The organism is Actinoplanes sp. NPDC026623 (assembly GCF_040638275.1).
Classification (GTDB): Bacteria; Actinomycetota; Actinomycetes; order Mycobacteriales; family Micromonosporaceae; genus Actinoplanes.
Map to the genome: position 1 here is coordinate 25,429 of NZ_JBEZXZ010000033.1, position 24,524 is coordinate 49,952.

A 24,524-nucleotide genomic window follows, 5' to 3' on the forward strand; every position below is an offset into this window, starting at 1 on the left:
GGGGTACGGGGCGCTGCGCTCCGTACCCCCCTTTTCTGTACCTATGCTCGGACCCGGGCCTCGATCAGTTCCCTTTTCCGGTCCCGGGAGGATTTGTAGAGGCTCGCGAACGTGGCGATGCCCAGCGTGCCGATGATGACCAGCAGCGACAGCCAGATCGGGATCTCCGGCGCCCAGTGAACGCCGTGCCCGTCGTTGATGAACCCCAGCGTGTTGGTGTGCAGCGCCTCGAGGAAGAGCTTCACGCCGATGAACGCGAGCACGAACGCCAGCCCGATATTGAGGTAGACCAGCCGCTCCAGCAGCCCGCCAAGCAGGAAGTACAACTGGCGCAGGCCCATCAGGGCGAAGACGTTCGCGGTGAAGACCAGGTACGGCTCCTTCGTGATGCCGAAGATCGCCGGAATCGAGTCGAGCGCGAAGATCAGGTCGGTGGTGCCGATCGCGATCATGACGATCAGCATCGGCGTGAACAGCCGCTTGCCGGTCTCGGTGATCAGGGTCATCCTGCCGCTGTCGAACGACGACGAGATCGGCAGCGCCCGCTTCGACCAGCGGATGAGAACGTTCTCCTTGAAGTCGTCCTCGTCGTTCTCACCCTGCCTGAACAGCGAGATGGCGGTGTAGACCAGGAACGCGCCGAAGATGTAGAAAACCCAGGAGAACTGCGTGATCAGCGCGGCGCCCGCGGCGATGAACGCGCCCCGCATGATCAGCGCCAGCACGATGCCGATGAGCAGCACCTTCTGCTGGAACTGCCGGGGCACGGCGAAGCGGGCCATGATGATCACAAATACGAAGAGGTTGTCGACCGAGAGGCTGTACTCGGTCAGCCAGCCCGTGTAGAACTCGCCCGCGGACTGGCCCCCGGAGACGAGCCACACTCCCGCACCGAACAGCAGCGCCAGGCCGACGTAGAAAGCAACCCACGCCCCGGCCTCGCGCATGCTCGGCTCGTGCGGTCGGCGGCCGACAATCAGCAGATCGACGGCTAGGACAACGACCAGGGCGATCAGGGTGGCGATCCAAACCCAGGCGGAAACGTTCAACGAGAACCTCCGGCAGACACGGTCCATCGCTGCGCCCGCTCTTTTCGAGGGTCACAGCGACGTGCGACTGTCGGAGGTCTCTTCCGCCACCGCCCGGCGGGCGGCGACCACCGGCCCCGGGCTCACCGCGAGGGTGAAGACCGTGCTGACGAGACCGGCGCAGAGGAATACTCCCCTCCTACGGGGCTATTGTGTCGCATCCACGACCGGATCCCCACATCACCCGGTCAATCGTGTTGCGCCTCTCGCGTTTTCATGCCACAGAACCGGACAGCGAGCGGGTTATCTCCTTCAGGTGTCGTGGCACACACTTCTCGGATGCCGTGATGTGCACCACTCTGAGAGTGGCTGCGCACCGCCTTCCGGGGCGGTGCCGGCCTCGGACCTGGGCACACGGGTGCCATTGCACACCACGGGTGAGCATCCTAGGAGGCTAGCTCTTTCGAATCGGCGGCGTGGCGGGTCGTTTCCGGCCATTGATGGGTCCAAATCGACCGGGATAATCCCAGGCCGCCGTAACGGCCGAGGCCACGGGAAATCCTGGCCAGGTGACGGCCGCGCCCACTGCGACAGCCCAGGCCGGGTGACGGCCGGGGACAACCACGGCCGGGAGACACCCGCCACCGCGATAGCCCAGGCCAGGTGACGGCCGGGGACAACCACGGCCGGGAGACACCCGCCACCGTGACGGTCGAGGCCGCTGCGATAGGTCCAGGCCCGCCGTGGCAGCGAAAGCCACCGCGATAGTCGAGGTCGTGGGACCGCCGAGACCATCGTGACAGTCCAGGTCGCTGTGACGGCCGGGACGACGGCGAGCGGGGCAGCGGCCAGTGCAAACGGTCCAAGTCACCAGGGTCCAAGTCGCCACGAACGTCCAGGCCGCGTGACGGCCGAAGTCACCGCGATAGCCCAGGCCGCCATGACGGTCCGGGTCACCGCGATACTCCCGGCCGCCATGACGGCCGAGGTCGCCGTGATCGCCTGGGCGGAGTTTGGTTCCGGCCGGACAGTCAGGTGGTGGTCGACGGGAAGCGGTAGCGAGCCCGGCGGCCCCGGTGCTCGAAACCCAGCTTCCGGTAGAGGCGGACGGCCGAGTTGTCGACGTTGACGTCGAGCCAGGCGTAGGTGCCGCCGTCGGCGCGCATCCGCCGCAGCGCCTCGGCGACGAGCGCTCCACCGATACCGCGACCACGGGCCGCGGGCACCACGCCGACCTGCACGATCCAGTCGACCGCCGCCGTCACGAAACCGGCGTCGCCGAGGCCGGGCGCGGTCGCCAGCACGGACCAGGCCGGCCGGAACTCGTCGTCCTCGGTCACGTCGGCGATCCACTCCTCGGCGGTCGACCCCGGAAATCCGGGCCGCTCACGGAACGCGGCGTCGTAGACCGCATGAAAGCGGCCCGTGGTCGCCTCCGCCCAGCCGGTCAGGATCGTGCCCGCCGGCCAGACTGGATCCGGCGCGGCGGCGGTCAGGTCGACTCGCATGACGTCTTCGGCGAAGACCTGCCGCAGTCCCCGCGCCGCGAACAACGCCTCGGCCCCATCGGTGAGCGATTCGGTCTCGACGGTGACCGGCCCCACGTGACGGCCGGCCTCCGCCAGACCCCAGCCGAGCAGGTGGGCGCCGAGCCCACGCTCCCGCGCGGCCGGATCGACCATCCCGGTGAACGTCGCGCCGTCACCGGCACCGCCGGGCCGCACCGCGCCCGCGGCGACGAGCATGCCCTCCTGGTCACGCGCCTGCACGGTCACGATGCCCGGGGCCGCCCAGCGGCGGCGCAGGAAACCGGGGTCGGCCGCCAGCGGCAGCCCGCCGTCGAGCTCAAGACACCGCCGGGCCAGCGTGATCAGGTCGGCGTCGTCCCGCGCGCCGCCCGGCCGCCGTTCGCGCCCGTTCTCGAACGCCGGCGGCACCCAGGTCACGCCATCGGGAACAGACACCCGGCCAGCCTAATGGCCAGTCACCAGCCATCCCCGCGACGTCACCTCCGCCCGCCGTCGCCGCAAACCCGTGCCAAACGCCGGCCGTCACGCCAGCCGACAGCCGCGCCCGGCTCCCGTCGCCGTCACGCCCGCCCACGGCAGGCCCGCGTTGCCGTCACCATCGCAGCAGCCCATCGCCCGCGCATGGCGCCAGGCCCGCGTTGCCGTCACGGCCACAGCAGCCGACAGCTTCCCTCGCCATCACGTCGGCGAGAGCCGCGCACAGCCCCCGTCACCATCGCGCCCGCGCATGGCGCCAGGCCCGCGTTGCCGTCACCATCGCAGCAGCCCATCGCACGCGCATGGCAACCGCGGCCGCGCTCCCGGTGTCACCGCAGCCCCTGGCTACCGCTCGCAGTCGCCACAAACGCGCTGCTGCGGGCGGTTGTCGCGGCTCCGTCACCGCCTGGCATCGCCGCGGACTCCGACGCCGCGCGCGGTTACCGCGACACCGTCACCGTCCGCGGATCTCGTCAGCGAACGCCGGCCACGTCCATGCCGCGGAGTTCCTTCTTCAGGTCCTTCACCTCGTCGCGGATGCGGGCCGCCAGCTCGAACTGCAGCTCGCGGGCCGCCGCCAGCATCTGATCGCTCAGATCCTGGATCAGCTGGGCCAGCTCGGCGCGGGCCATGCCCTCGCGGGCCGGCACCGCCGATCCGCGGGACTTCGAGCGGGTCTCCGGGACCGGGCCCTTGCCGCGGGACATCTGCCGGCCGCCGCCGCCCACCACGTGACCGCCGGGGCCGTGCCCGCCGATCGCCGTGTCCGTGTCCTCGGCCTCGCGGTAGATGTCGTCGAGGATGTCGTGGATCTTCTTGCGCAGCGGCTCGGGGCTGATGCCGTTCGCCTCGTTGTGGGCGATCTGCTTCGCCCGGCGGCGGTCGGTCTCCTCGATCGCGTTGCGCATCGACGGGGTCATCTTGTCGGCATACATATGGACTTCGCCGGAGACGTTGCGGGCCGCGCGGCCGATCGTCTGGATCAGCGAGCGCCCGCTGCGCAGGAAGCCCTCCTTGTCCGCGTCGAGGATCGCCACCAGCGACACCTCGGGCAGGTCGAGGCCCTCCCGCAGCAGGTTGATGCCGACCAGCACGTCGTAGTCGCCCTTGCGCAGCTCCTTGAGCAGCTCGACGCGGCGCAGCGTGTCCACCTCCGAGTGCAGATAGCGCACGCGGATGCCGTTCTCCAGCAGGTAGTCGGTGAGGTCCTCGGCCATCTTCTTGGTCAGCGTCGTGACCAGGATCCGCTCGTCCTTCTCCGTGCGCAGCTTGATCTCGTGCATCAGGTCGTCGATCTGGCCCTTGGTGGGCTTCACCACGACCTGCGGGTCGACCAGGCCGGTCGGGCGGATGATCTGCTCGACGAACTCCCCCTGCGCCTCCTGCATCTCCCATGGTCCGGGCGTCGCGGACAGGAAGACGAGCTGCCCGACCCGCTCCAGGAACTCGTCGAAGCGCAGCGGCCGGTTGTCGGCGGCGCTGGGCAGCCGGAAGCCGTGCTCGATAAGGATGCGCTTGCGGGAGGCGTCGCCCTCATACATCCCGCCGATCTGCGGGATCGTCACGTGCGACTCGTCGACGACGGTGAGGAAGTCGTCCGGGAAGTAGTCGAGCAGCGTGTATGCGGGGTCGCCGGGCGAGCGGCCGTCCATGTGCATCGAGTAGTTCTCGATGCCGTTGCAGAAGCCGACCTGGCGCATCATCTCGATGTCGTAGGTCGTGCGCATCCGCAGCCGCTGCGCCTCGAGCAGCTTGCCCTGGCGCTCGAGCTCGGCCAGCCGCTCGGCCAGCTCGGTCTCGATGTCGCGGATCGCCCGCTCCATCCGCTCCGGACCGGCCGCGTAGTGCGTCGCCGGGAAGATCACGAGCTGGTCCACCTCGCGGACGATCTCGCCGGTCAGCGGGTGCAGGTAGTAAAGCTTCTCGATCTCGTCACCGAACAGCTCGATGCGGATCGCGAGCTCCTCGTAGGCCGGGATGATCTCGAGGGTGTCGCCGCGGACCCGGAACGTGCCCCGCTGGAAGGACATGTCGTTGCGGGCATATTGGATGTCGACCAGACGGCGCAGCAGCTTGTCGCGGTCGATCTCCTGGCCGACCTTGGCCCGGACCGCGCGGTCCAGGTATTCCTGCGGGGTGCCCAGGCCGTAGATCGCGCTCACGGTCGCGACCACGATCACGTCGCGGCGGGTGAGCAGCGACATCGTCGCCGAGTGGCGCAGCCGCTCGACCTCCTCGTTGACCGACGAGTCCTTCTCGATGTAGGTGTCGGTCTGCGCGATGTAGGCCTCGGGCTGGTAATAGTCGTAGTAGCTGACGAAGTATTCGACCGCGTTGTTGGGCATCAGCTCGCGGAACTCCTTGGCGAGCTGGGCGCAGAGGGTCTTGTTGGGCGCGAGCACCAGCGCCGGCCGCTGCAGCTTCTCGATGAGCCAGGCGGTGGTGGCGCTCTTGCCGGTGCCGGTCGCGCCGAGCAGCACCGTGTTGCGGTCGCCGCGGCGCACCCGGCGCTCCAGCTCGGCGATGGCCGTGGGCTGGTCACCGGCCGGTTTGTAGTCGCTGATGACCTCGAACCGGCCATCGAGTCGTGGGATGTCGAGCGCCATGGGAACCACCGTACGTCGGGGGTGTGACAACTTTCAGCGGCTGCCGCCAGGGCCGGTTCAGAGGGTGCACATTCGGCCGCCGGAAACGGCATTGTCCACCGTTCGGCGCGGCGTTAACGTGATCAGGTAGGCCGCTCGCGGCGGCCGCCCGGCCCGGTCCGACACCACCACACGGTGCGGCTGCGCTGGCACGCAGGTTGCTGCCCCGACTCTGCTCGGCGCGCGCACCTGATGATGGTTCCGCTCTGCGCGGACCGGCCGCCGCGGGCGCCCCTTCCTGTCCGCGGGCCCGACCTAGTCGATCAGGCCCAGCGACTCGGCCTGCTCGGCACTGCCTTCCGGCCCGAGCGCCGTCCCAACGAGCGCCTTCCCACCGCGAAGCGCCTTCCCGCCGAAGCGCCCTCCCGCCGAAGCGCCCTCCCGCCGAAGCGCCCTCCCAGCATGGCCGGCCGCCCTGGCGCCTTCAGCCGCGGCGGTTACCCGCCCGACATGCCCCGCCGTGTCGAGTGGGCGGTCGACTACGGTCTTAGCCGGTCGGGTGCCGGCTGCCAGCCGGTCGCCCGGACCCACTCGTCGGCGGCCGCCGCCTCGGAGTCGAACCACGGCTCCTTCGCCTCCGCGTAGCTCTCGGTGTCGGCGTGCCGCGCCGTCCACCGCTGCTTCGCCGCGGCGTATTCGTCACGCGCCGCCGGGACCGCGCGCAGGTGGTCGCGCATGAGCAGCGCGAAGCGCCAGCCCGGCGACCCGGTCACCCGGATGTGCAGGTTCACCGGCCGGCCCGGATCCGCGTTCCCGTGCAGCCGCTTCGGCCAGGTCTCTCCGGGCAGGCCGCGGGCGTTGTCGTGCCACGGCCCCGACCGGCGCGGCAGGCCCGCGCGACCGAGCGCCTCCGCGAGCCGGTCGGCCTCCTCCAGCGTCGGCACGCCGAGCATCAGATCGAGGAGATCCTTGGCCGGCAGCCCGGGCACGGCCGTGGACCCGATGTGCGAGACCTCGGCGTCTCCGCCGAGCTGCTGCCGGATCCGGGCGATCACCCGGCCTGCCTGCTCCGGCCAGCTCGGATCCGACGGTACGACGTGCAGCGCGCCGTCGCGCGGGGCAGATCGCCCGAGGCGGAGATTCTCCTCGTACGGCAGCAGCCGGTCCCGCCACAGCCGCTCCACCTGTGCGTCGAGCTCCGCCAGGCCGGCATCGTTGACGAGCAGGGCGTCCGCGGCGGCCCGCCGCACGGCCTCGTCGGCCTGGACGGCGATCCGGGCGGCCGCCTGCTCCCGCGTCATGCCGCGGAGCGACACGAGGCGTTCGATCCGCAGGACCGGGTCGGCGTCGACCACGACGACCAGGTGGTACGACGGCGCCAGCCCGGTCTCGACCAGCAGCGGCACGTCGTTGACCACGATCGCGCCGGGCGCGGCCGAGGACATCAGTTCGGCCGTACGGGCGCGTACCCGGGGATGAATGATGCTCTCGAGCCGGCGCCGGGCCGCGTCGTCTCCGAAGACCCGCGCGCCGAGCGCGGGCCGATCGAGCTCGCCGTCCGGGCCGAGGACCTCCGGGCCGAACGCCTCGACGACCGCGGCCTGGCCGTCCGTGCCGGCGGCGACGACCTCGCGGGCCAGCTTGTCGGCGTCGATCAGGAGCGCGCCGCGCTGGACGAGGCGCTGCGCGACCGCGCTCTTGCCCGCGCCGATTCCTCCGGTGAGACCCACTTTCAGCACGCCGCAAGTATGCCGAAGGGCCGCCCGCGATCGCGGACGGCCCTAGGGCCTTGCTAACTGCCGACTAGCTGACTGCCGACTACGAGCTGGGTCAGCTCTTGCCGCCGGCGAGCTTCTCGCGCAGAGCGGCGAGCGCCTCGTCGGTGGCCAGGGTGCCGGCCGGCTCCTCCGCCGCACGCGCCGGCGAGGACGAGCTCGTCGACGTGGAGGTGGAGGTGGAGGTCGACGAGGTGGTCACGCCACCGGCCGGAACCGGGTTGAGCGCGGCTTCGGCGTCGGCCTCGCGGGACGCCTGCACCTGCTTGGTGTGGGCCTCCCAGCGCTCGCGAGCGTCGGCGTACTGCTTCTCCCACACCTCGCGCTGCTTGTCGAAGCCCTCGAGCCACTCACCCGTCTCGGGGTCGAAGCCCTCCGGGTAGATGTAGTTGCCCTCGTTGTCGTAGGTCGCAGCCATGCCGTAGAGGGTCGGGTCGAAGTGCTCCTCGCCCTCGACGAAGTTCTCGTTGGCCTGCTTGAGCGACAGCGAGATCCGGCGACGCTCGAGGTCGATGTCGATGACCTTGACCATGACGTCGGAGCCCACCTGGACGACCTGCTCGGGCAGCTCGACGTGCCGCTCGGCCAGCTCGGAGATGTGCACCAGGCCCTCGATGCCGTCGTCCACGCGGACGAACGCACCGAACGGAACCAGCTTGGTGACCTTGCCCGGCACGATCTGGTTGATCGCGTGGGTCCGGGCGAACTGACGCCACGGGTCTTCCTGGGTCGCCTTCAGCGACAGCGAGACGCGCTCGCGGTCCAGGTCGACGTCGAGCACCTCGACCTCGACCTCCTGGCCGACCTCGACAACCTCGGACGGGTGGTCGATGTGCTTCCAGGAGAGCTCGGAGACGTGCACCAGGCCATCCACGCCACCCAGGTCCACGAAGGCACCGAAGTTGACGATGGAGGACACGACGCCCTTGCGGACCTGGCCCTTCTGCAGCTTGTTGAGGAACTCGGTGCGAACCTCGGACTGGGTCTGCTCGAGCCAGGCGCGGCGGGACAGGACCACGTTGTTGCGGTTCTTGTCCAGCTCGATGATCTTCGCCTCGAGCTCCCGGCCCACGTACGGCTGGAGGTCGCGGACGCGGCGCATCTCGACCAGCGAGGCCGGGAGGAAGCCACGGAGGCCGATGTCGAGGATGAGGCCACCCTTGACGACCTCGATGACGGAGCCGCGAACGACGCCGTCGTCCTCCTTGATCTTCTCGATGGTGCCCCAAGCGCGCTCGTACTGCGCGCGCTTCTTCGAGAGGATCAGGCGGCCTTCCTTGTCCTCCTTGGTGAGGACGAGGGCTTCGATGTGGTCACCAACCGACACCACTTCCGCGGGGTCCACGTCATGCTTGATCGACAACTCGCGCGAGGGGATGACGCCCTCGGTCTTGTAGCCGATGTCGAGCAGGACCTCGTCCCGATCGACCTTGACGACGGTGCCTTCGACAATGTCGCCGTCGTTGAAGTACTTGATGGTCTCGTCGATGGCTGCGAGGAATGCTTCCTCCGAGCCAAGATCGTCGACGGTGACCCTGTTGGCGCTCGAGGTGGCCTCGATGCTGCTCGTCATGTGGACTGTTGCTCCGAACGGATGGTGTCGTGGTGACTCTCGCGCCCCGCGGAACTGCCGGCGGGCACAGCACGAGCATCCGGTGATCACGACAACTGAGGTCAGATCAGGCGAGCAGGATCATGCTGGGACCGACGACTTGCGGAACCTGCTCCCTGCCGAGGCACACGATCCGCGAGTGCATCGACTAGCTTACCGTGCGCATTACCACAGGTTGCAAGGCCTCCTGATGACCGAGGCACATTGTTCAAGGCAAACTCCGTACCGAGGGCTTTTTGTGCCCTTTTACGCCCATCCGGCCCTGGCCTGGGAGGTGTCGGAGGGCACCCGTACCGTCTGAACGGTGATCGAAGCGCAACCATCTCCCACGGCCGGCACGCTTCGCCGGGCGGTGACCGACGACGAAAGCCGCGCGGCCAGCCGGCACTGGTGGGACCTCGACGCGGACGACTACCAGGAGGAGCACGGCCCGTTCCTCGGCGACGTGGACTTCGTCTGGTGCCCGGAGGGGCTGCGGGAGGCTGACGCCCGCCTGCTGGGCGAGGTCCGCGGCAAACGGATCCTGGAGCTGGGCGCCGGCGCGGCAGCGGGAGCGCGCTGGCTGGACGGCCAGGGCGCCGACGTGGTCGCGCTCGACCTGTCGGCGGGGATGCTGCGCCACGCGCGCACCGCGGCCGGCCGCTGCGGGGTAGAGGTGCCGCTGGTCCAGGCCGACGCGCTGGCGCTGCCGTTCGCGACGTCGGCCTTCGACGTGGTCTGCACGGCGTTCGGCGCGATCCCGTTCGTGGCGGACTCCGGCGCGGTGATGAAGGAGGTCGCCAGGGTCCTCAGGCCCGGCGGCAGATGGGTGTTCTCGATCACCCATCCGATGCGCTGGATCTTCCTGGACGAGCCGGGCGAGGAGGGCCTCGTCGCAATGCACCCGTACTTCGACCGCCGGCCGTACGTGGAGCAGGACGCGGACGGGGTGCCGAGCTACGTGGAGCAGCACCGGACGCTGGGCGACCGGATCCGCGAACTGGTCGGCGCGGGGTTCGTGCTGACCGACCTGGTCGAGCCGGAATGGCCGGAGGGCCACGAGCAGATCTGGGGCCAGTGGAGCCCGCTGCGCGGCCGCCTCTTCCCCGGCACGGCGATCTTCGTCAGTCATCTGCCCTCGTAACCGCTCACGTCACGACCTCCGCCCTCGGCGCGGGCCGGGAGCGGGACGATCCGGATACCCGACCGTGAGCAGGAGGAGAGACCGCGGCGGCCGGGGACCGGGGCATGCTCACCGCCGTCTGCTCACCACGACCGGAACACCTGTTCAGCCGCTGGACCCGGCAGCCTGACCCGGACGATCCGCCGCGGCCAGGCGCACCGGGCCGCCCGGCGCGGCCTCGCCTGAACCCGCTCGACGTGACCGGGGTGGTCGGCACGAATGCCGCGACCAGCGACCCGGCCGGCCGGACGCCAAGCCGGACCAGGTGATTCCGGCGCAGGCCAGATGGAACCGTTGCGGCGGTGCGGCGGACCGGATCAGACCGTCGCGATGACGTCGCTGACGTCGAGGAGCCCGGCGAGCAGGGCGAGCGCGCCCGGGACGAGGCGGTAGTAGACCCACGTGCCGCGGCGGTCGCTGTCGACCAGGCCGGCCTCACGCAGGACCTTGAGGTGGTGCGAGATCGTCGGACCGGTCAGCTTGAACGAGCCGGTGAGGTCGCAGACGCAGACCTCGCCGCCGCCGGCGGACGCGATCATCGACAGGAGCCGAAGGCGCACCGGGTCGCCCAGCGCCTTGAACATCGGCGCGAACGCCCGCGCCTGGTCGGCATCGAGCGACCCCTGGACGACGGGCGCCCACACGCTCGACGACTTCGTCAATTCGATCGTTGAACTCGACATCAGCCCACCATTGCAAACCGAAGCAAGTTTCGGGTATCCGCAAAATGACTATGACTGCGGACAGCCGCCTTCTCGTCGCACTAACGACAGAATGCATTACCTGCCAACGAATTCCGCGTCGTACCGGAACAACGCCCCGGCCGATGCGGAATCCGAGGTGGACGGTGGTTCCGGAGGCCGATCCGGCGCCGGCACCGAGGCCTCGCCGGCCGTCGTTCACCTCGGACACCCGGGCCGGGACCTGACGCGGCACACGGCAACAGTGGCCGGGATCACCAGCGCCGAGGAGCGGGAGTTGCGGGAATCGTCGCCGCCGCGAGCTCAGGAGAGCCCATCTGGTCAGCGCCTGATCAGGGTGGGTGCGCTCGGTGAGGGTGGCCGCCGACCGCGGTTCGGCATGCGATCTGAGGTCGGCGGGACGGCCGTGCGCGAGACCGTCGCCAGCGGGGTCCGCACGGCGGCGGAACAGCCGGCGGTGCGGTGGCAGGCGCAGGCGGGTTCACCGGGCGGGCGTTCATTGTCAACCAGACTTCTCGCTCGAATTCACCTTCCAGTGAACAAGTATGTTTCTGATAGGCGTGCGGACGCGGCCGGGTGGACCTGTTTCGATCGAAGTCACCGAAGGTTGCCTGGAAACGGTGAACTCCGACCCCCCGACTTTCGCGCTATTGAAGCGGCGCAGCCGCAAGCCGGGCCGGTGGGTCCAGCCCGCCGACGCACCCCGTCAGCGGGCCGAACCGCAGGTGACTACCGCCCCGCGCGGGGCTGAGCGCCGGAGGTCCTCAGTGGTCGGCCGCGTTCCAGTCCTGGCCGCCGCCGACCGACACCTCGAGTGGCACCGACAGCGGGTAGGCGCCGCCCATCTCGCGGCGGACCAGGGCCTCGAGGGCCTCCTGCTCGCCCGGCGCGACCTCGAAGACGAGTTCGTCGTGCACCTGCAGCAGCATCCGGGACGTCAGGCCGGCCGAGCGCAGAGCAGAGTCGACGCGGAGCATGGCGACCTTGATGATGTCGGCGGCCGAGCCCTGGATCGGGGCGTTCAGGGCCATGCGTTCGGCCATTTCGCGGCGCTGGCGGTTGTCGCTGCTCAGGTCCGGCAGGTAGCGGCGGCGGCCGAGGATCGTGGCGGTGTAGCCGTCCTGCACGGCGCGGCGGACCACCGCCTGGAGGTAGTCGCGGACGCCGCCGAAGCGCTCGAAATACTCCTCCATGAGGGCGCGGGCCTCGTCGGTGCCGATGTTGAGCTGGTTGGAGAGCCCGAAGGCGCTCAGGCCGTATGCGAGGCCGTAGTTCATTGCCTTGATCTTGCGGCGCTGGTCGGGGACGACGTCGGCGACCGGGACGTGGAAGACCGACGAGGCGGTGGCCGCGTGGAAGTCGGCGCCGGAGTTGAATGCCGCGATCAGGGCCTCGTCGCCGGACAGGTGCGCCATGATGCGCATCTCGATCTGGCTGTAGTCGGCGGTCATCAGCCGCTCGTAGCCGTCGCCGACCACGAACGCCCGGCGGATGCGGCGGCCCTCCTCGGTGCGGATCGGGATGTTCTGCAGGTTGGGGTCCGTCGAGGACAGCCGGCCGGTCGCGGCGACGGTCTGGTTGAACGTGGTGTGGATCCGGCCGTCGTCGGAGACCGACTTCAGCAGGCCATCCACCGTGGACTTGAGCTTGGCGACGTCGCGGTGCCGCAGCAGGTGCTCCAGAACCGGGTCGCCGGTCTGCGCGAACAGGCTCTGCAGCGCGTCGGCGTCCGTGGTGTAGCCGGACTTGATCTTTTTGGTCTTGGGCAGGTTGCGCTCGTTGAAGAGGATCTCCTGCAGCTGCTTGGGCGAGCCGAGGTTGAACTCGCGCCCGACCACCGCGTGCGCGCCCTGCTGGGCCGCCTTCACCTCGGCGGCGAAGTGTGCCTCGAGCTCCGACAGGTAGCCCGTGTCGGCGGCGATGCCGACGTGCTCCATCTCGCCCAGCACGATCGCCAGGGGCTGCTCGACCTCGGCGAGCAGCCGGTGCGAGGCGCCGTCGTCGCGGGACAGCTCCTCGGTGATCGTGTCGGCCAGGTCGAGGGTGGCGCGGGCGCGGAGCATGACGTTCTGCTCCGCGGTGCCCTCGTCCTCGCCGAGGCCGTCGAGGGTGAGCTGGCCGTTTTCGGGGGCGTCGACGCGCAGCTCGCGCTTGAGGTAGCGCAGGGCCAGGTCGGTCAGGTCGTAGGCACGCTGGTCGGGCTTGGCGAGGTAGGCCGCGAGCGCCGTGTCGACGCGCACGCCGGCCAGGGACCAGCCGTGTGCCCGGAACGCGAGCATGGCCGACTTGGCCTCGTGGATGGCCTTCGGCCGGGCGGCGTCGGCCAGCCAGGCCGCGACCGTGCGCTCGTCGCCCTCGTCGAGGGTGGTGGGGTCGAACCAGGCGGCCGGGCCGTCGCCGGTTGCGACGGCGATGCCGGTCAGCTCGCCGGTGCCGCGGCCGAAGCGGCCGGTGACGGCGACGCCGACCGGGGCCTCCCGGGCGTGCTCGGCCAGCCAGCCGGCGACCTCGCCCGCGCGCAGCACGACGCCGGACAGGTCGAAGCCGGACTCGGCCTCGGGCTCGACCGCCTCGAGGTAGGAATAGAGCCGCTCGCGCAGCACCCGGAACTCGAGCGCGTCGAAGACCTGGTGCACGGCCTCGCGGTCCCAGCCGTGCCACTTGACGTCCTCGGGGCCCAGCGGCAGCTCGAGGTCGCAGACGAGCGCGTTGAGATCGTAGTTGCGCATGACGTCGGCCAGGTGGGCGCGCAGGTTCTCCCCCGCCTTGCCCTTGATCTCGTCGGCGCGCGCGATGACGCCCTCGAGCCCACCGTATTGATTGATCCATTTTGCGGCGGTCTTGTCGCCGACCCCGGGCACGCCGGTCAGGTTGTCGCTGGAGTCGCCGACCAGGGCCGCCTTGTCGCGGTAGCGGCCGGGCGGCACGCCGTATTTGGTCTCGATGGCCTCGGGGGTCATCCGCCAGACCTCGGACACGCCGCGCACCGGGTAGAGGATCGTGACGTGCTCGCCGGCGAGCTGGAACGAATCCCGGTCGCCGGTGGAGATGACGACCTCCATGCCGGCGTCGCGGGCCTGGTGGGCGAGCGTGCCGATGACGTCGTCGGCCTCGTAGCCGGGCTTCTCCACCACCGGGATGCGCAGCGCCGCGAGGATCTCCTTGATCAGGCTGACCTGGCCCAGGAACGGCGTCGGGGTCTCCGCCCGGCCGGCCTTGTATTCGGCGTAGCGCTCGGTGCGGAACGATTTCCGCGAGACGTCGAAGGCGACCACGATGTGCGTGGGCTTCTCGTCGCGCAGCATGTTGATCAGCATCGAGGTGAAGCCGAACACGGCGTTGGTCGCCTGGCCCGTCTGCGTCGAGAAATTATCCACCGGCAGCGCGTGGTAGGCACGGAAGGCCAGCGAGTGCCCGTCGAGCAGCAGCAGGCGGGGGGTCTGGGCGTCGTCACTCACGGGTCAGAACTCTAGTCTGCGGGTACGACAGCTTCGCGGAAAGGCTTGCCGGGAACGGCACAGGGCGCCTCCGGCCGGAGACGCCCTGTGACGAGAAGCCAGGTGTCACGCGACACCCAGGTACGCCTCCTTGACCGCCGGGTCGACGAGCAGATCCTGGCCGGATCCCTCCTTGACGATCCGACCGGTCTCCAGCACGTAGGCGCGGTGTGCCCGCGACAACGCCTGCTGGGCGTTCTGCTCGACGAGCAGCACCGTGGTGCCCTGCTGGTTGATCTCCGTGATGATGTCGAAGATCTGCCGGATGACCATGGGCGCGAGTCCCATCGACGGCTCGTCCAGCAGCAGCAGCTTCGGCCGGCTCATCAGCGCCCGGCCCACCGCGAGCATCTGCTGCTCGCCGCCGGACAGGGTGCCGCCGGCCTGCTTACGCCGCTCCTGCAACCGCGGGAACAGGCCGAAGACCCGTTCCAGGTCGGACGCGATCGCGGCGCTGTCGCGGCGGGTGTACGCACCCATGTCGAGGTTCTCCGCCACGGTCATGCCCGGGAAGATGCCCCGGCCTTCCGGTGACTGGCAGATCCCCTTGACCACCCGAAGATCGGCCCGCATGCCGGTGATGTCGGCGCCATCGAAAAGGATCTTGCCCGAGGCCAGCGTGTTCAGGCCGGAGACGGCACGCATCGTGCTGGTCTTGCCGGCGCCGTTCGCGCCGATGAGCGCCACGATCTCGCCCTCTTCGACCTGCATGGTGATCCCGTGCAGAGCCTCGATGCGGCCGTACCGCAGGGTGACGTCCTGCAACTCAAGCAGCATCGGTGGACTCCCCCAGATAAGCGGCGATCACCTTCGGGTTGTCCCGGATCTCCGCCGGGCTGCCCTCCGCGATCTTCTTGCCGAATTCGAGCACCACGATCCGGTCGGTAACACCCATGACCAGCCGCATGTCGTGCTCGATCAGCAGCACGGTGTACCCCAGGTCGCGGATCTTCTTGATCAGCTGGTTCAGCTGTTCCTTCTCCGCGGGGTTGAAGCCGGCCGCCGGCTCGTCGAGGCACAGCAGCTTCGGCTCGGTCGCCAGTGCCCGGGCGATCTCGAGACGACGCTGGTCACCGTACGGCAGGTTGCGGGCCAGGTCGTTCGCCCGGCCCTCGATGCCGACGAACTCGAGCAGGTCGCGCGCCTTACGCTCGCCCGCCCGCTCCTCCAGCGTGTGCCGGGACAGACCGAAGATCTTCGCGGACGTGCGACGAAGCTGCTGAATGGCCCGCACCACGCCGTTGGACGCGTTGACCCGGGGCAGTTCCTCCGGCTTGGGCCGCACCCGGTACAGCCGGAACAGCGCACCCACCACGCTGGTGAAGTGCTGGGAGTCCGCACCCACCATGACGTTCTCGAGCGCCGTCATCTCGGGGAAGAGCCGGATGTTCTGGAACGTCCGGGCCACACCCATCCGGTTGATCTCGTGCGGCTTACGACCGGTGATCCGCTGCGAGTCGAACTTCACCGCGCCGGACGTCGGCTTGTACACGCCGGTCATGACGTTGAAGCACGTCGTCTTGCCGGCACCGTTCGGGCCGATCAGCCCCAGGATCTCGCCCTTGTACAGGCTGAAGCTGACGTCGTTGAGCGCTACCACGCCGCCGAACCGCAGCGTGACGTGGTCGACGTCGAGCAGAACTTCCCGCTTTTCGTCAGACACCCGCAGCCACCTCCTCCTGACGATCCTTCAACTCACGCGTACGCCGCCGGCTGGGCAGCAGGCCCTGCGGACGCAGCAGCATGACCAGCACCAGCGCCAGGCCGAAGACGAGGAACCGGTACTCCGCGAAGTCACGGAACCGCTCCGGCAGGTACGCCAGCAGCACCGCGCCGAGTGCCGCACCCGCCATGTTCCCCGAACCGCCGACGACGACCATCGCGACGAACAGGATGGAGAGGTTGGCGTTGAACTGGTTCGGCTCGATGAAGCCCTGCCGGCTGGCGAACAGGAAGCCCGACAGGCCGCCGAGGGCAGCGCCGATCGCGAAGGCCCACAGCTTGAACTTGAACGGGTTGACACCCATCACCGCGGCGGCGTCCTCGTCCTCGCGGACCGCCAGCCACGCCCGGCCGACCCTGCTGTTCTCCAGCCGCCGTACCAGGAAGACCACGACAAGCACCACGCTCAGCGCCAGCCAATACCACGGCTTGGGGTCGATCAGACCGAAAATGTTGTTGTCCGCCGACGGCTCGCCCTGCGGGCCGGGGATGGCCGCAACGCCGGCCGGGCCACCGGACCAGCCGACCGAGTTACGCACGACGATCCGGATGATCTCGCCGAAGCCGAGCGTGACGATCGCGAGGTAGTCACCGCGCAGTCGCAGCGTCGGCCAGCCCAGGATCACGCCGGAGATCATCGCCAGGGCCAGCGCGATCGGGATGCAGATCGCCCAGGCGATCGCCCACTCCGGTGGCAGGTCGTACTTCTCCTGCAGGGCCTGCACGATCGGCGACTGCCGGGATCCGAACAGGGCGACGCTGTAGGCGCCGATCGCGAAGAAGCCCACGTATCCGAGGTCGAGCAGGCCGGCGAGGCCGATCACGACGTTCAGGCCGATCGAGATGAGCACGTAGATGGCACAGGTGAAGAGCACACCCGCCCAGTTGTTGCCGCCCTCGATCGAGTCGGTCCGCAGCCAGGTGAGACCGGGGATGCCGAGCAGGGGGAGGTAGTACAGGAACACCACGAAGGCGAGGAAGCCGGTGACGCGCTGCCACTTCGGCAGGCCCCGGAACCGGTTGCCGACGTCACCGAAGTTCCTGCTCATGAAGCTCGGGCGTCCGCCACTATCTTGATCGACGGTCATGCGCGTGCCCTCCCCAAAGACTCTCCGAGCAGACCCGTGGGCCGGAACAACAGCACCACGACAAGCACGACGAACGCAGCGACGTCTTCCCAGTTGGACTGGGTGAGGGTGGCCGCGTAGACCTCGACCACGCCGAGGAGCAGACCGCCGACCAGCGCGCCACGCAGGTTGCCGATGCCGCCGAGAACAGCGGCGGTGAAGGCCTTGAGGCCGAGCAGGAAGCCGACGTTGAACCGCGTGTTTCCGTACCGAACGGAGTACAGCAGCGCGGCGGCGCCGGCCAGCAGGCCGCCGAGCAGGAAGATGAGCATGATGACTCGGTCTTTGTTTACACCCATCAACGCGGCGGCGTCCGGGTTCTGAGCCACCGCCCGCACTCCCCGGCCGTACCGGGTGCGGTTGATGAACTGGTCGAGCGCGACCATCATCACCAGCGCCGCCACCACGGTAATGAGCTGCGTGTTGGTGACGTCGGTGCCGAAGAAGCTGAAGACGACCTTCTGACGGACGAGCGTCGGCATGCCCAGGACGAGTCGGCCCTGCCAGATACCGAAGGTCTCCGACAGCACCAGCGAAACGCCGATCGCCGTAATGAGGAAGATCAGCGGTGGTGCGTTCATCCTGCGCAGTCTTCGGTAGGCCACCCGCTCGACGGCTACCGCCGTCACACCGGATGCCAGGGCCGCCCCCAGCAGACCGGCAGCGAGCAGCAGGAGGGTCATGCCCACGCCCTCGTTGCCGGTAGCGCCCATCAGGTTCCACACCCCGAGAACGGCAAAGGTGCCGATCATGAAGACCTCGGAGTGTGCGAAGTTAATCAGCTTCAGTACGCCGTAGACCAACGTGTAGCCAAGCGCGACGAGGGCGTAGATAGAGCCCTTCGCCAAGCCGTCCACCGTGTGCTGGCCCAGGTGCCCGAAGAGTTCATCGAAGTTCACGAAATCCCCTTTGCACCAGACGCGGCCGGAGGCTTTCGCCTCCGGCCGCCTCATAGAACCAACGTCAGCTGAGCTTGATCTCCTCGCGAGGCTTGAAGCCCTCGCCCACAACGTCGTACGACCAGACGACGACCTTGCTCTTGTCCACGTCGCCGTTCTCGTCGAACTTCAGGTACTTGGAGACGCCAGGCTTGTCGTACGACTTGACGAACGCGAGGATGTCCGCGCGCGACGTCTTGCCGGCCTTGTAGGCGTCCAGGATGATCGTCGCGCCGTCGTAGCCCTCGGCACCGTAGGAACCCGGCGCGACGCCGAACTCCTTCTGGTAGTCGGCGGCGAACGTGCCACCGGCCTTGTCGGCGGGCAGACACGGGCAGGTCACGATCGCGCCCTCGGCGGCCTTACCGGCACCCTTGGCGAAACCGGGGTCGTACAGACCGTCGAAGCCGAGGAACTTGGCGGTGATGCCCGCGGCACGCGCCTGCTTCAGGAACGGAGCGGCCTCGTTGGTGTAGCCACCGAACGAGATGATGTCCGGACCGGCCGACTTGATCTTCGAGATCGTCGCGTCGAAGTTGGTCTGGTCCGTCTGGACCTTGTCCGAACCGACGACGGTCGAGCCGAGGCCCGCCTTGATCCGGTTGATGATGCCCACGCCGTAGGGCTGGCCGTCGTCGATGACGAAGACCTTCGTGCCCTTGAGGGTGTTCTTGATGTATGTGACGGCCGCGTCGCCCTGCGTGTTGTCGTTACCGACCACGCGGAAGAAGTTCTTGCTGCCGAGCGTGGTGAGCTCGGCGGCGGTCGCCGACGGGCTGACCATGACGAGGCCGGCGGCCTCGTACGTCTTCATCGTCGCCTTCGTCTCACCGGAGAAGTGACCGCCGATGACAGCGTTGAACGACTGGTCCTGGGCGACCTGGTTCGCGATCGGGGTGGCCTGCTCGGCGTTGCCCTGGGTGTCGTACTCCTGGAGCGTGACCTTGCAGTCGGGGTTAGCCGCGGTGAACTGCTTGACCGCCAGCTTCGCGCCGTTCAGCGACGGAAGGACCAGGCCGGCGTTGGCGCCGGTGAAGGCGCCGAAGATGGCGATCTTGCCACCGCACTTCGCAGCGGTGGCGGTGTCGCCGCCGCCCGAGTCCTGGCAAGCCGTCATTCCCAGCAACGCCGCGGCAAGACCGACAGCGCCGAGGGCCCGTACGTAGTTTCGACTCAAGGCTCATGACCTTTCATTCAGGTGCAGGCGCGGCGCCGCGGACGTAGTCCCACCACGTGTCCGTTGCCGTATCCGTCGTGTCCGAACCGCGAAACCTGCTTACTGCTTGTGATGGCGCAGCGTACTTGGCTCAGGAATTGCCACGTAAGTCATAGGGCCCACGCTTGCCAAACCGTTACCTCCAGGCCCGCGGCCACAAAACGATCAGGGGCATTGATCCCTCACCGTCCGTTTCGGGCTGACCGCTTCGTCCCTCGTGGCGGGTTCGGTGTATCGAGCGCCGTTTCGGGCGTACCCGGTCCTCCCGGCGCCGGAACGCTCTTTGCCCGGTCCCTGCGCCGGCCCGGAGGTCGCGTTCGACGCCCACGGCGGAGTCCGATCACACAGGAAGGGCTGCCGGCCGGGACGCCGCACACGGGTGGTGCTAGCCGTCGGTCCTGGCCAGGTAGATCCGGCCCCGCACACCATCGTCATGGAGCAGGAGCAGCTGCCGGTCCGCGCCGACCACCGCAACCGCACGGTCCGCACCTACCGGCGCGGCCGCCGGCAGACCCGCCCGCCGCCACCCGCCGCCGCCGTCGGTGGACACCCACAGCGAATGCGACTGATCGTTCGATGTCACGCAGAACAGACTCGCGCCGGCGACCGTGAGCGACCGGACGCCCGACTTCCCATCCAGCCGCACCTGCCCGAACGAGGCGCCCGGATGCCACTTGTCCCCGTCGAGGCGCCACACACCGAAGGCGGTGCCCCGCACGCCCACCGCGACCGGCGACGTATCCAGGGCCACCCGCTGCAGCTCCTCGTAGACGGGCTCGGCGTCGACGGCCGGCAGCCGCCGCCAGCTGACACCGTCCGCCGACTGCCAGCCCACCGCGTCGCGATCGATCCGGCCCTCGGCCTGCTCGCCTCCGACCATCGTCCAGCCGCCACCCGCGGCCACCGCGTCGAAGGACCAGGTCTCCCCCGCGGCGCTCGACGCCAGAACGGGCGCCCGCTCGACGATCCGGAACGCCGCCGCATCACGCGACACCCACGCCGCGGCGCCGCTCATCCGATTGCCGGAGATCAACCACCCCGGCGGGCCGGCATCCAGCCGCGCCACATTGACCGCCTGGGGGCCACCGAACAGCTCGAACGGCGCACTCACCTCGTGCAGCACCCCGTCCGGCGTCTCACGCCAGGAACTCGTCCGGGGATAGCCGTGCGCCCCGCCCGGCTTCGCGCCCAGCGCGGCCATCCGGCCGTCACGGCACGCCACCGAATAGAACACGTTCTGCCGGCCGTAGTAGGACCGGGCGTCGATCTTCATCGAGGTCCACGCCTTGGCGTCGGCGCTCGACCACGCCGCGGGCACCGTGTCGCCGGCGGGGGTCTGCATCGTGCCGACCACGAACCACCGGCCCTGACACGTGGCCGCGTCTTTGAGCACGATCCGCCCGGCCGCGCCCGCGGGCACGGGCAGCACGGACTCCGTCCATTGCAGAGCCACCGTCGGGACGGAAACCTCCGGATCGGGTACGCCCCGGGCCGAACACCCCGCCGGCACCAGTCCGGCCGTCAAAAGGATCGAGAGAATCCTGAACCGTGTCGTCACACCCGTCACAGCCCAGACACTAACGCCGGGCTGGTACTAAGGCTGTGCCCCGACGCCCGGAGACTCCTCGCCCTCCGCGAGGATCCGGTCGGCGACCTCACGCATAGTCATCCGGTGATCCATCGCGGTGCGCTGGATCCACTTGAACGCCTGCGGCTCGGTCATCGAGTACTTCGTCATGAGCTCGCCCTTGGCGCGCTCCACCGACTTGCGCGTCTCGAGCCGGTCGGTGAGCCCGGCCACCTCGGCCTCGAGCGCCGAGATCTCCGAGTACCGCGAGAGCGCTATCTCGATCGCCGGCACCAGGTCCGACTTCTGGAAGGGCTTCACCAGGTACGCCATGGCACCGGCGGCGCGCGCTCGCTCGACAAGATCGCGCTGGCTGAACGCCGTCAGGATCACGACGGGCGCGATGCGACCGGCGGCGATCCGCTCGGCGGCGGCCAGGCCATCCATGATCGGCATCTTGATGTCGAGGATGACCAGGTCCGGCCTCAGATCCTCGGCCAGCCGGACGGCGGTCTCGCCGTCGCCGGCCTCACCGACGACGTCGTAGCCCTCCTCCACGAGCATCTCGGCAAGATCCAGCCGGATGAGCGCCTCGTCCTCGGCGATCAGCACCCGCCTGCGCTCAGCGCTCGCTTGCGTGTCGGCCACGTAACCCCTACCCCCAACGCTCCCGATGTCGCGACACCCGGGTATCTGGGTGCCCCCGCCCTCAGCGTAGTGGGTAGGCTGTCAGGTGCTCGGCATGGAGTCGCCAACTCGCGATCAAAGCCGGGCGTCGTTGTCCCCGTATTCCAACGGCAGAGAAGATGGTCTCAAACACCATACAGTGTGGGTTCGAATCCCACCGGGGACACAAAGCAGACCATCCGCGGCCCGGGGCATCCATTTCTGGACATCGCCTTGGAAGCCGCAACGTGGAGAGAACCGGCCGAGCCGGAAAGCCCGCCCATTGAGACTTTCCCGGGTACGGGCGTTGCGTTCAGTGACGTTGTCGGGCGGTACGGCCGTGTTGGATGTGCGGGGCCACGAACGCCGCGGCGATGGTGTCGCAGAGCCTTGAATGTGTTCTCCGCGTTCACCGATAGCGCGGACGGGCGTCAGTGCAGGTGACGTGCTTCGGATTGTCGCTAGCACCTTCGTGGCCGAGATCGCCGAGCACGCGCAGGTGATCGTCGGTCCAGGTGGGGAACAGGGGCAGGATCTCGCCGTGCGCGCAGGCGGCGGCATCGCGTTTCCCGCCGGCTTGCCCGGATGAGGTCAAGAGCGGCCAGCCGTCCCGGGCCTTATTGACTTACTCACCATACGCGTGAGACATCCGGCCGAAGTATCCCGCCGAGCATCCCCGCACCAACTGCCGGTTGCAAAGATATTCAGATTGGCCAGCAGGCTTCCTCGTCATCTCATCAGGGTGTGCAAGCGCCGGCGGCCGAGGCTGCGCCTGCCGTGAAAGTCGCGATCGCCGATCGGTCCTTTCCTGTCAGATCCAGGGGCCTGCATCAGGCCTTTCAGGGCAGCGCCTCACCCAATTTGGGGCTGGACCGCCTACCGCGGAAGGAAACTCCGGACGATGACGGCGTCATTTCCTTTGGACGCAGCTCAAAGTCGGCGCACGGACATGGCCGAATGCGGCGAGCTACCGCGACTCGCCCGCCTGACTCACCGAACACGATCGATGCCTGCCTCGATACATCCGCCCGCGCATAAATCGAAGGCCATTTTGAGTTCCCAAGCTACCTTGTCTGCGCGGCAATTGTAGCTACACTCCAGCCCATTCCCCACAGAATATGATTTGCGGCCATCAATTAGATGCTCGCGTTTCACCGCGGCTCGGAAGGACTCGCCGATACCTTGACATTCAACGAATCAAGCAAGGTCTGATTTATATGGACAGGATTTACCGAAGGCTGCGGTCGGCGCGATAGCTGCGAGCCCACCCGAGACCGCAACACTGCTGTTCCGGAAAGCGTCGACGAACCGTAAGGGTAGCCGCCGGCAACGCAGGACGGGATCGAAGGTCACCCCTTCCGGGGCAGATGCGCCACCGAACCACAGGTCAATTGGTAAGTCGACAACGTTCATGCGCGCGCCTCGGGCGAACAGGTGTTCCATACCACAGCGGGCGTCGCCGAGCAGGCGGCTCATATCGGCGGTTCGCCCGGCGGTCCGGGTCGACTCAGGTCGGTCTGCAGGGCGCCCCGTACGCGCCACGGATGACGTGATCCACCACGACAACGACCGCGGCGCTGGGGACATCGCGATGAGGGGCTCGCGCGCCGAACGGTCAAACGTACCGAGGCGCTGGCTACACCCATCACGACCTAGGACAAGCGGTCAGCGACCGCTCGGTTTCCGCGAAAGACCGGTCTGCCGCTCCCGCCAGTGTTGTCATGGCATTACCAGCACCGGTAGGAGGCTCCATGTTGTGGTCCGGCTCCGCACCCTTGACCGTCGTGCGTGACGGAATGTGGGGGTTCCTCCTATTTTCAGGCGTGGCGTGGCTGGCGATCGCCTGGAGCGTGCTGCGGCTCGAGCCCGTCGACATCGTGAACGTGGCCGGGCCGGTGATCCTGTTCGGCGCCGCCACCGAGGTGCTCCGCGCCCTCGCCGGGACCCGGACCTGGTGGCTGAACGCCGGCATGGCCGTCCTGTTCACCGCCACCGGGTTGATCCTGATGATGGACAGCGGCAGCACCTGGACGTCGCCCGCGGCGCTGATCGGCTGGTACCTGATGGTGCGGGGCGCCGCCGACCTGGCCATCTCGATGATGACCCGGGAAACCGACCGGATCTGGGGCCTGCTGACGGTCCTCGGCGTGGCCGAGCTCGCGCTGGGCTTCTTCGCCGCAAGCTCGTACGCCCGCACGGCCGAGGTGATCGTCCTCGTGCTCGGCGCCACCGCGCTGCTGCGGGGCACCGCCGACCTCGTCGCCTCGATGCGGCTGCGCGAGGTCTCCGTGGCGATGGATGACGACCGGGTGCTGCAGCTGACGCCGGAGCGGGCGATCGGGGTGGCCGGCTACTCGGCAGGGCTGACCGACTTCGAGGCCGGGAGCCCGCCGCGGGGCGCGCGCCCCCGGCACCGGGCGGCGACCACGGCCGTGCCCGACGTGTCGGCGCCGGGCGGCACCGGCCCGCTGGAGCCGCAACCGCAGACCGCCGCGCCGCTGCCGCCCGCGGCGTGGGAGGCGAGCCAGGACCCGTCGGCCCGGCCGCCGGACAGCTTCCACGACGAGGTGCTGCGTACGACTGCCGACCTGGACGCGATGCTGGCCCAGGCCGGGGTGACCGGCGCGATCATGCCGGGTCCCGCGGCGCAGGCCGCTGCCGAGGAGCGGGTCGAGGTCCCGGACACCGCCGAGGGCGCGGAGCTGCCCGACCCGCACGAGGCGGCCGACGCGGCCGCCGAGGTGGCGCACCGTCAGGTCGCCGCCGAGATGGACGACTCGACCCTGCCGCTGCTTGACTCGGCGGCGCGTGCGGCCGAGACGGCCGCGCCGGGCCCCGACGACACCGCGATCATCGCGAAGCGCTGGGTCGACTAAGCCCTGTTTCACAAGGGATGGCCCGCCGCAGAACGGCCATCCCTGG

At 68.9% G+C, this 24,524-nt stretch carries 16 protein-coding genes and 1 tRNA gene; 3 read left to right on the plus strand and 14 right to left on the minus strand.

Translation table 11 applies throughout. The annotated features are described in order from the left end of the window. Positions 1-41 precede the first annotated feature (41 nt). From AB0F10_RS13215 to rpsA, 5 genes are all read right to left on the minus strand, one after another. Entirely contained in the window at positions 42-1,049 is a 1,008-nt protein-coding gene (locus AB0F10_RS13215; protein ID WP_360623313.1) for a TerC family protein, read from the minus strand. A 1,010-nt stretch (positions 1,050-2,059) separates the two neighbouring features. Continuing rightward, entirely contained in the window at positions 2,060-2,992 is a 933-nt protein-coding gene (locus AB0F10_RS13220; protein ID WP_360623315.1) for an N-acetyltransferase, read from the minus strand. A gap of 515 nt (positions 2,993-3,507) precedes the next feature. Then, positions 3,508-5,640: an excinuclease ABC subunit UvrB gene (gene uvrB / locus AB0F10_RS13225; protein ID WP_360623317.1), complete on the minus strand. Its 2,133-nt coding sequence runs from the start codon at positions 5,638-5,640 to the stop codon at positions 3,508-3,510. A 518-nt stretch (positions 5,641-6,158) separates the two neighbouring features. Continuing rightward, positions 6,159-7,358, minus strand: coding sequence for a dephospho-CoA kinase (gene coaE, locus AB0F10_RS13230; RefSeq protein ID WP_360623319.1), 1,200 nt, complete (start codon positions 7,356-7,358; stop codon positions 6,159-6,161). A 91-nt stretch (positions 7,359-7,449) separates the two neighbouring features. After that, positions 7,450-8,967: a 30S ribosomal protein S1 gene (rpsA, locus tag AB0F10_RS13235; protein WP_360623321.1), complete on the minus strand. Its 1,518-nt coding sequence runs from the start codon at positions 8,965-8,967 to the stop codon at positions 7,450-7,452. 343 nt (positions 8,968-9,310) lie between these two features. Between rpsA and AB0F10_RS13240 the strand changes: the two genes are divergently transcribed. Continuing rightward, the gene (locus AB0F10_RS13240) at positions 9,311-10,129 is read left to right on the plus strand and encodes a class I SAM-dependent methyltransferase (protein WP_360623323.1); all 819 of its coding nucleotides are present in this window, start codon (positions 9,311-9,313) and stop codon (positions 10,127-10,129) included. A 356-nt stretch (positions 10,130-10,485) separates the two neighbouring features. Here AB0F10_RS13240 and AB0F10_RS13245 read toward each other — a convergent pair whose 3' ends face one another. From AB0F10_RS13245 to AB0F10_RS13285, 9 genes are all read right to left on the minus strand, one after another. Further along, positions 10,486-10,851, minus strand: coding sequence for a metalloregulator ArsR/SmtB family transcription factor (locus tag AB0F10_RS13245; RefSeq protein ID WP_360623325.1), 366 nt, complete (start codon positions 10,849-10,851; stop codon positions 10,486-10,488). Between the two features lie 782 nt (positions 10,852-11,633). After that, positions 11,634-14,327, minus strand: a complete 2,694-nt coding sequence (polA, locus tag AB0F10_RS13250) for a DNA polymerase I (protein WP_360623327.1) — start codon at positions 14,325-14,327, stop codon at positions 11,634-11,636. A gap of 105 nt (positions 14,328-14,432) precedes the next feature. Further along, the gene (locus AB0F10_RS13255; RefSeq protein ID WP_360623329.1) at positions 14,433-15,143 is read right to left on the minus strand and encodes an ABC transporter ATP-binding protein; all 711 of its coding nucleotides are present in this window, start codon (positions 15,141-15,143) and stop codon (positions 14,433-14,435) included. Then, on the minus strand, positions 15,133-16,029 hold the full coding sequence (locus AB0F10_RS13260) for an ABC transporter ATP-binding protein (RefSeq protein ID WP_360623331.1): 897 nt from the start codon (positions 16,027-16,029) through the stop codon (positions 15,133-15,135). The genes AB0F10_RS13255 and AB0F10_RS13260 overlap by 11 nt, the downstream gene beginning before the upstream one ends. Further along, positions 16,022-17,137 (minus strand): ABC transporter permease subunit, encoded by a 1,116-nt coding sequence (locus tag AB0F10_RS13265; RefSeq protein WP_360623333.1) that lies wholly within the window; start codon positions 17,135-17,137, stop codon positions 16,022-16,024. The genes AB0F10_RS13260 and AB0F10_RS13265 overlap by 8 nt, the downstream gene beginning before the upstream one ends. 35 nt (positions 17,138-17,172) lie before the next feature. Beyond that, positions 17,173-18,114, minus strand: coding sequence for a branched-chain amino acid ABC transporter permease (locus tag AB0F10_RS13270; protein WP_360623335.1), 942 nt, complete (start codon positions 18,112-18,114; stop codon positions 17,173-17,175). Positions 18,115-18,178: 64 nt separating this feature from the next. After that, on the minus strand, positions 18,179-19,330 hold the full coding sequence (locus AB0F10_RS13275) for a branched-chain amino acid ABC transporter substrate-binding protein (protein ID WP_360623337.1): 1,152 nt from the start codon (positions 19,328-19,330) through the stop codon (positions 18,179-18,181). 424 nt (positions 19,331-19,754) lie between these two features. Next, a complete protein-coding gene (locus tag AB0F10_RS13280; protein ID WP_360623339.1) occupies positions 19,755-20,822 on the minus strand; it encodes a hypothetical protein in 1,068 nt (355 codons plus the stop codon). 141 nt (positions 20,823-20,963) lie between these two features. Further along, a complete protein-coding gene (locus tag AB0F10_RS13285) occupies positions 20,964-21,584 on the minus strand; it encodes a response regulator (protein WP_360623341.1) in 621 nt (206 codons plus the stop codon). Positions 21,585-21,716: 132 nt separating this feature from the next. Here AB0F10_RS13285 and AB0F10_RS13290 point away from each other — a divergent pair. Next, positions 21,717-21,789: transfer RNA gene (locus tag AB0F10_RS13290), tRNA-Leu, on the plus strand. Between the two features lie 1,597 nt (positions 21,790-23,386). Further along, the gene (locus tag AB0F10_RS13295; RefSeq protein ID WP_360623343.1) at positions 23,387-24,478 is read left to right on the plus strand and encodes a DUF308 domain-containing protein; all 1,092 of its coding nucleotides are present in this window, start codon (positions 23,387-23,389) and stop codon (positions 24,476-24,478) included. Positions 24,479-24,524 lie beyond the last annotated feature (46 nt).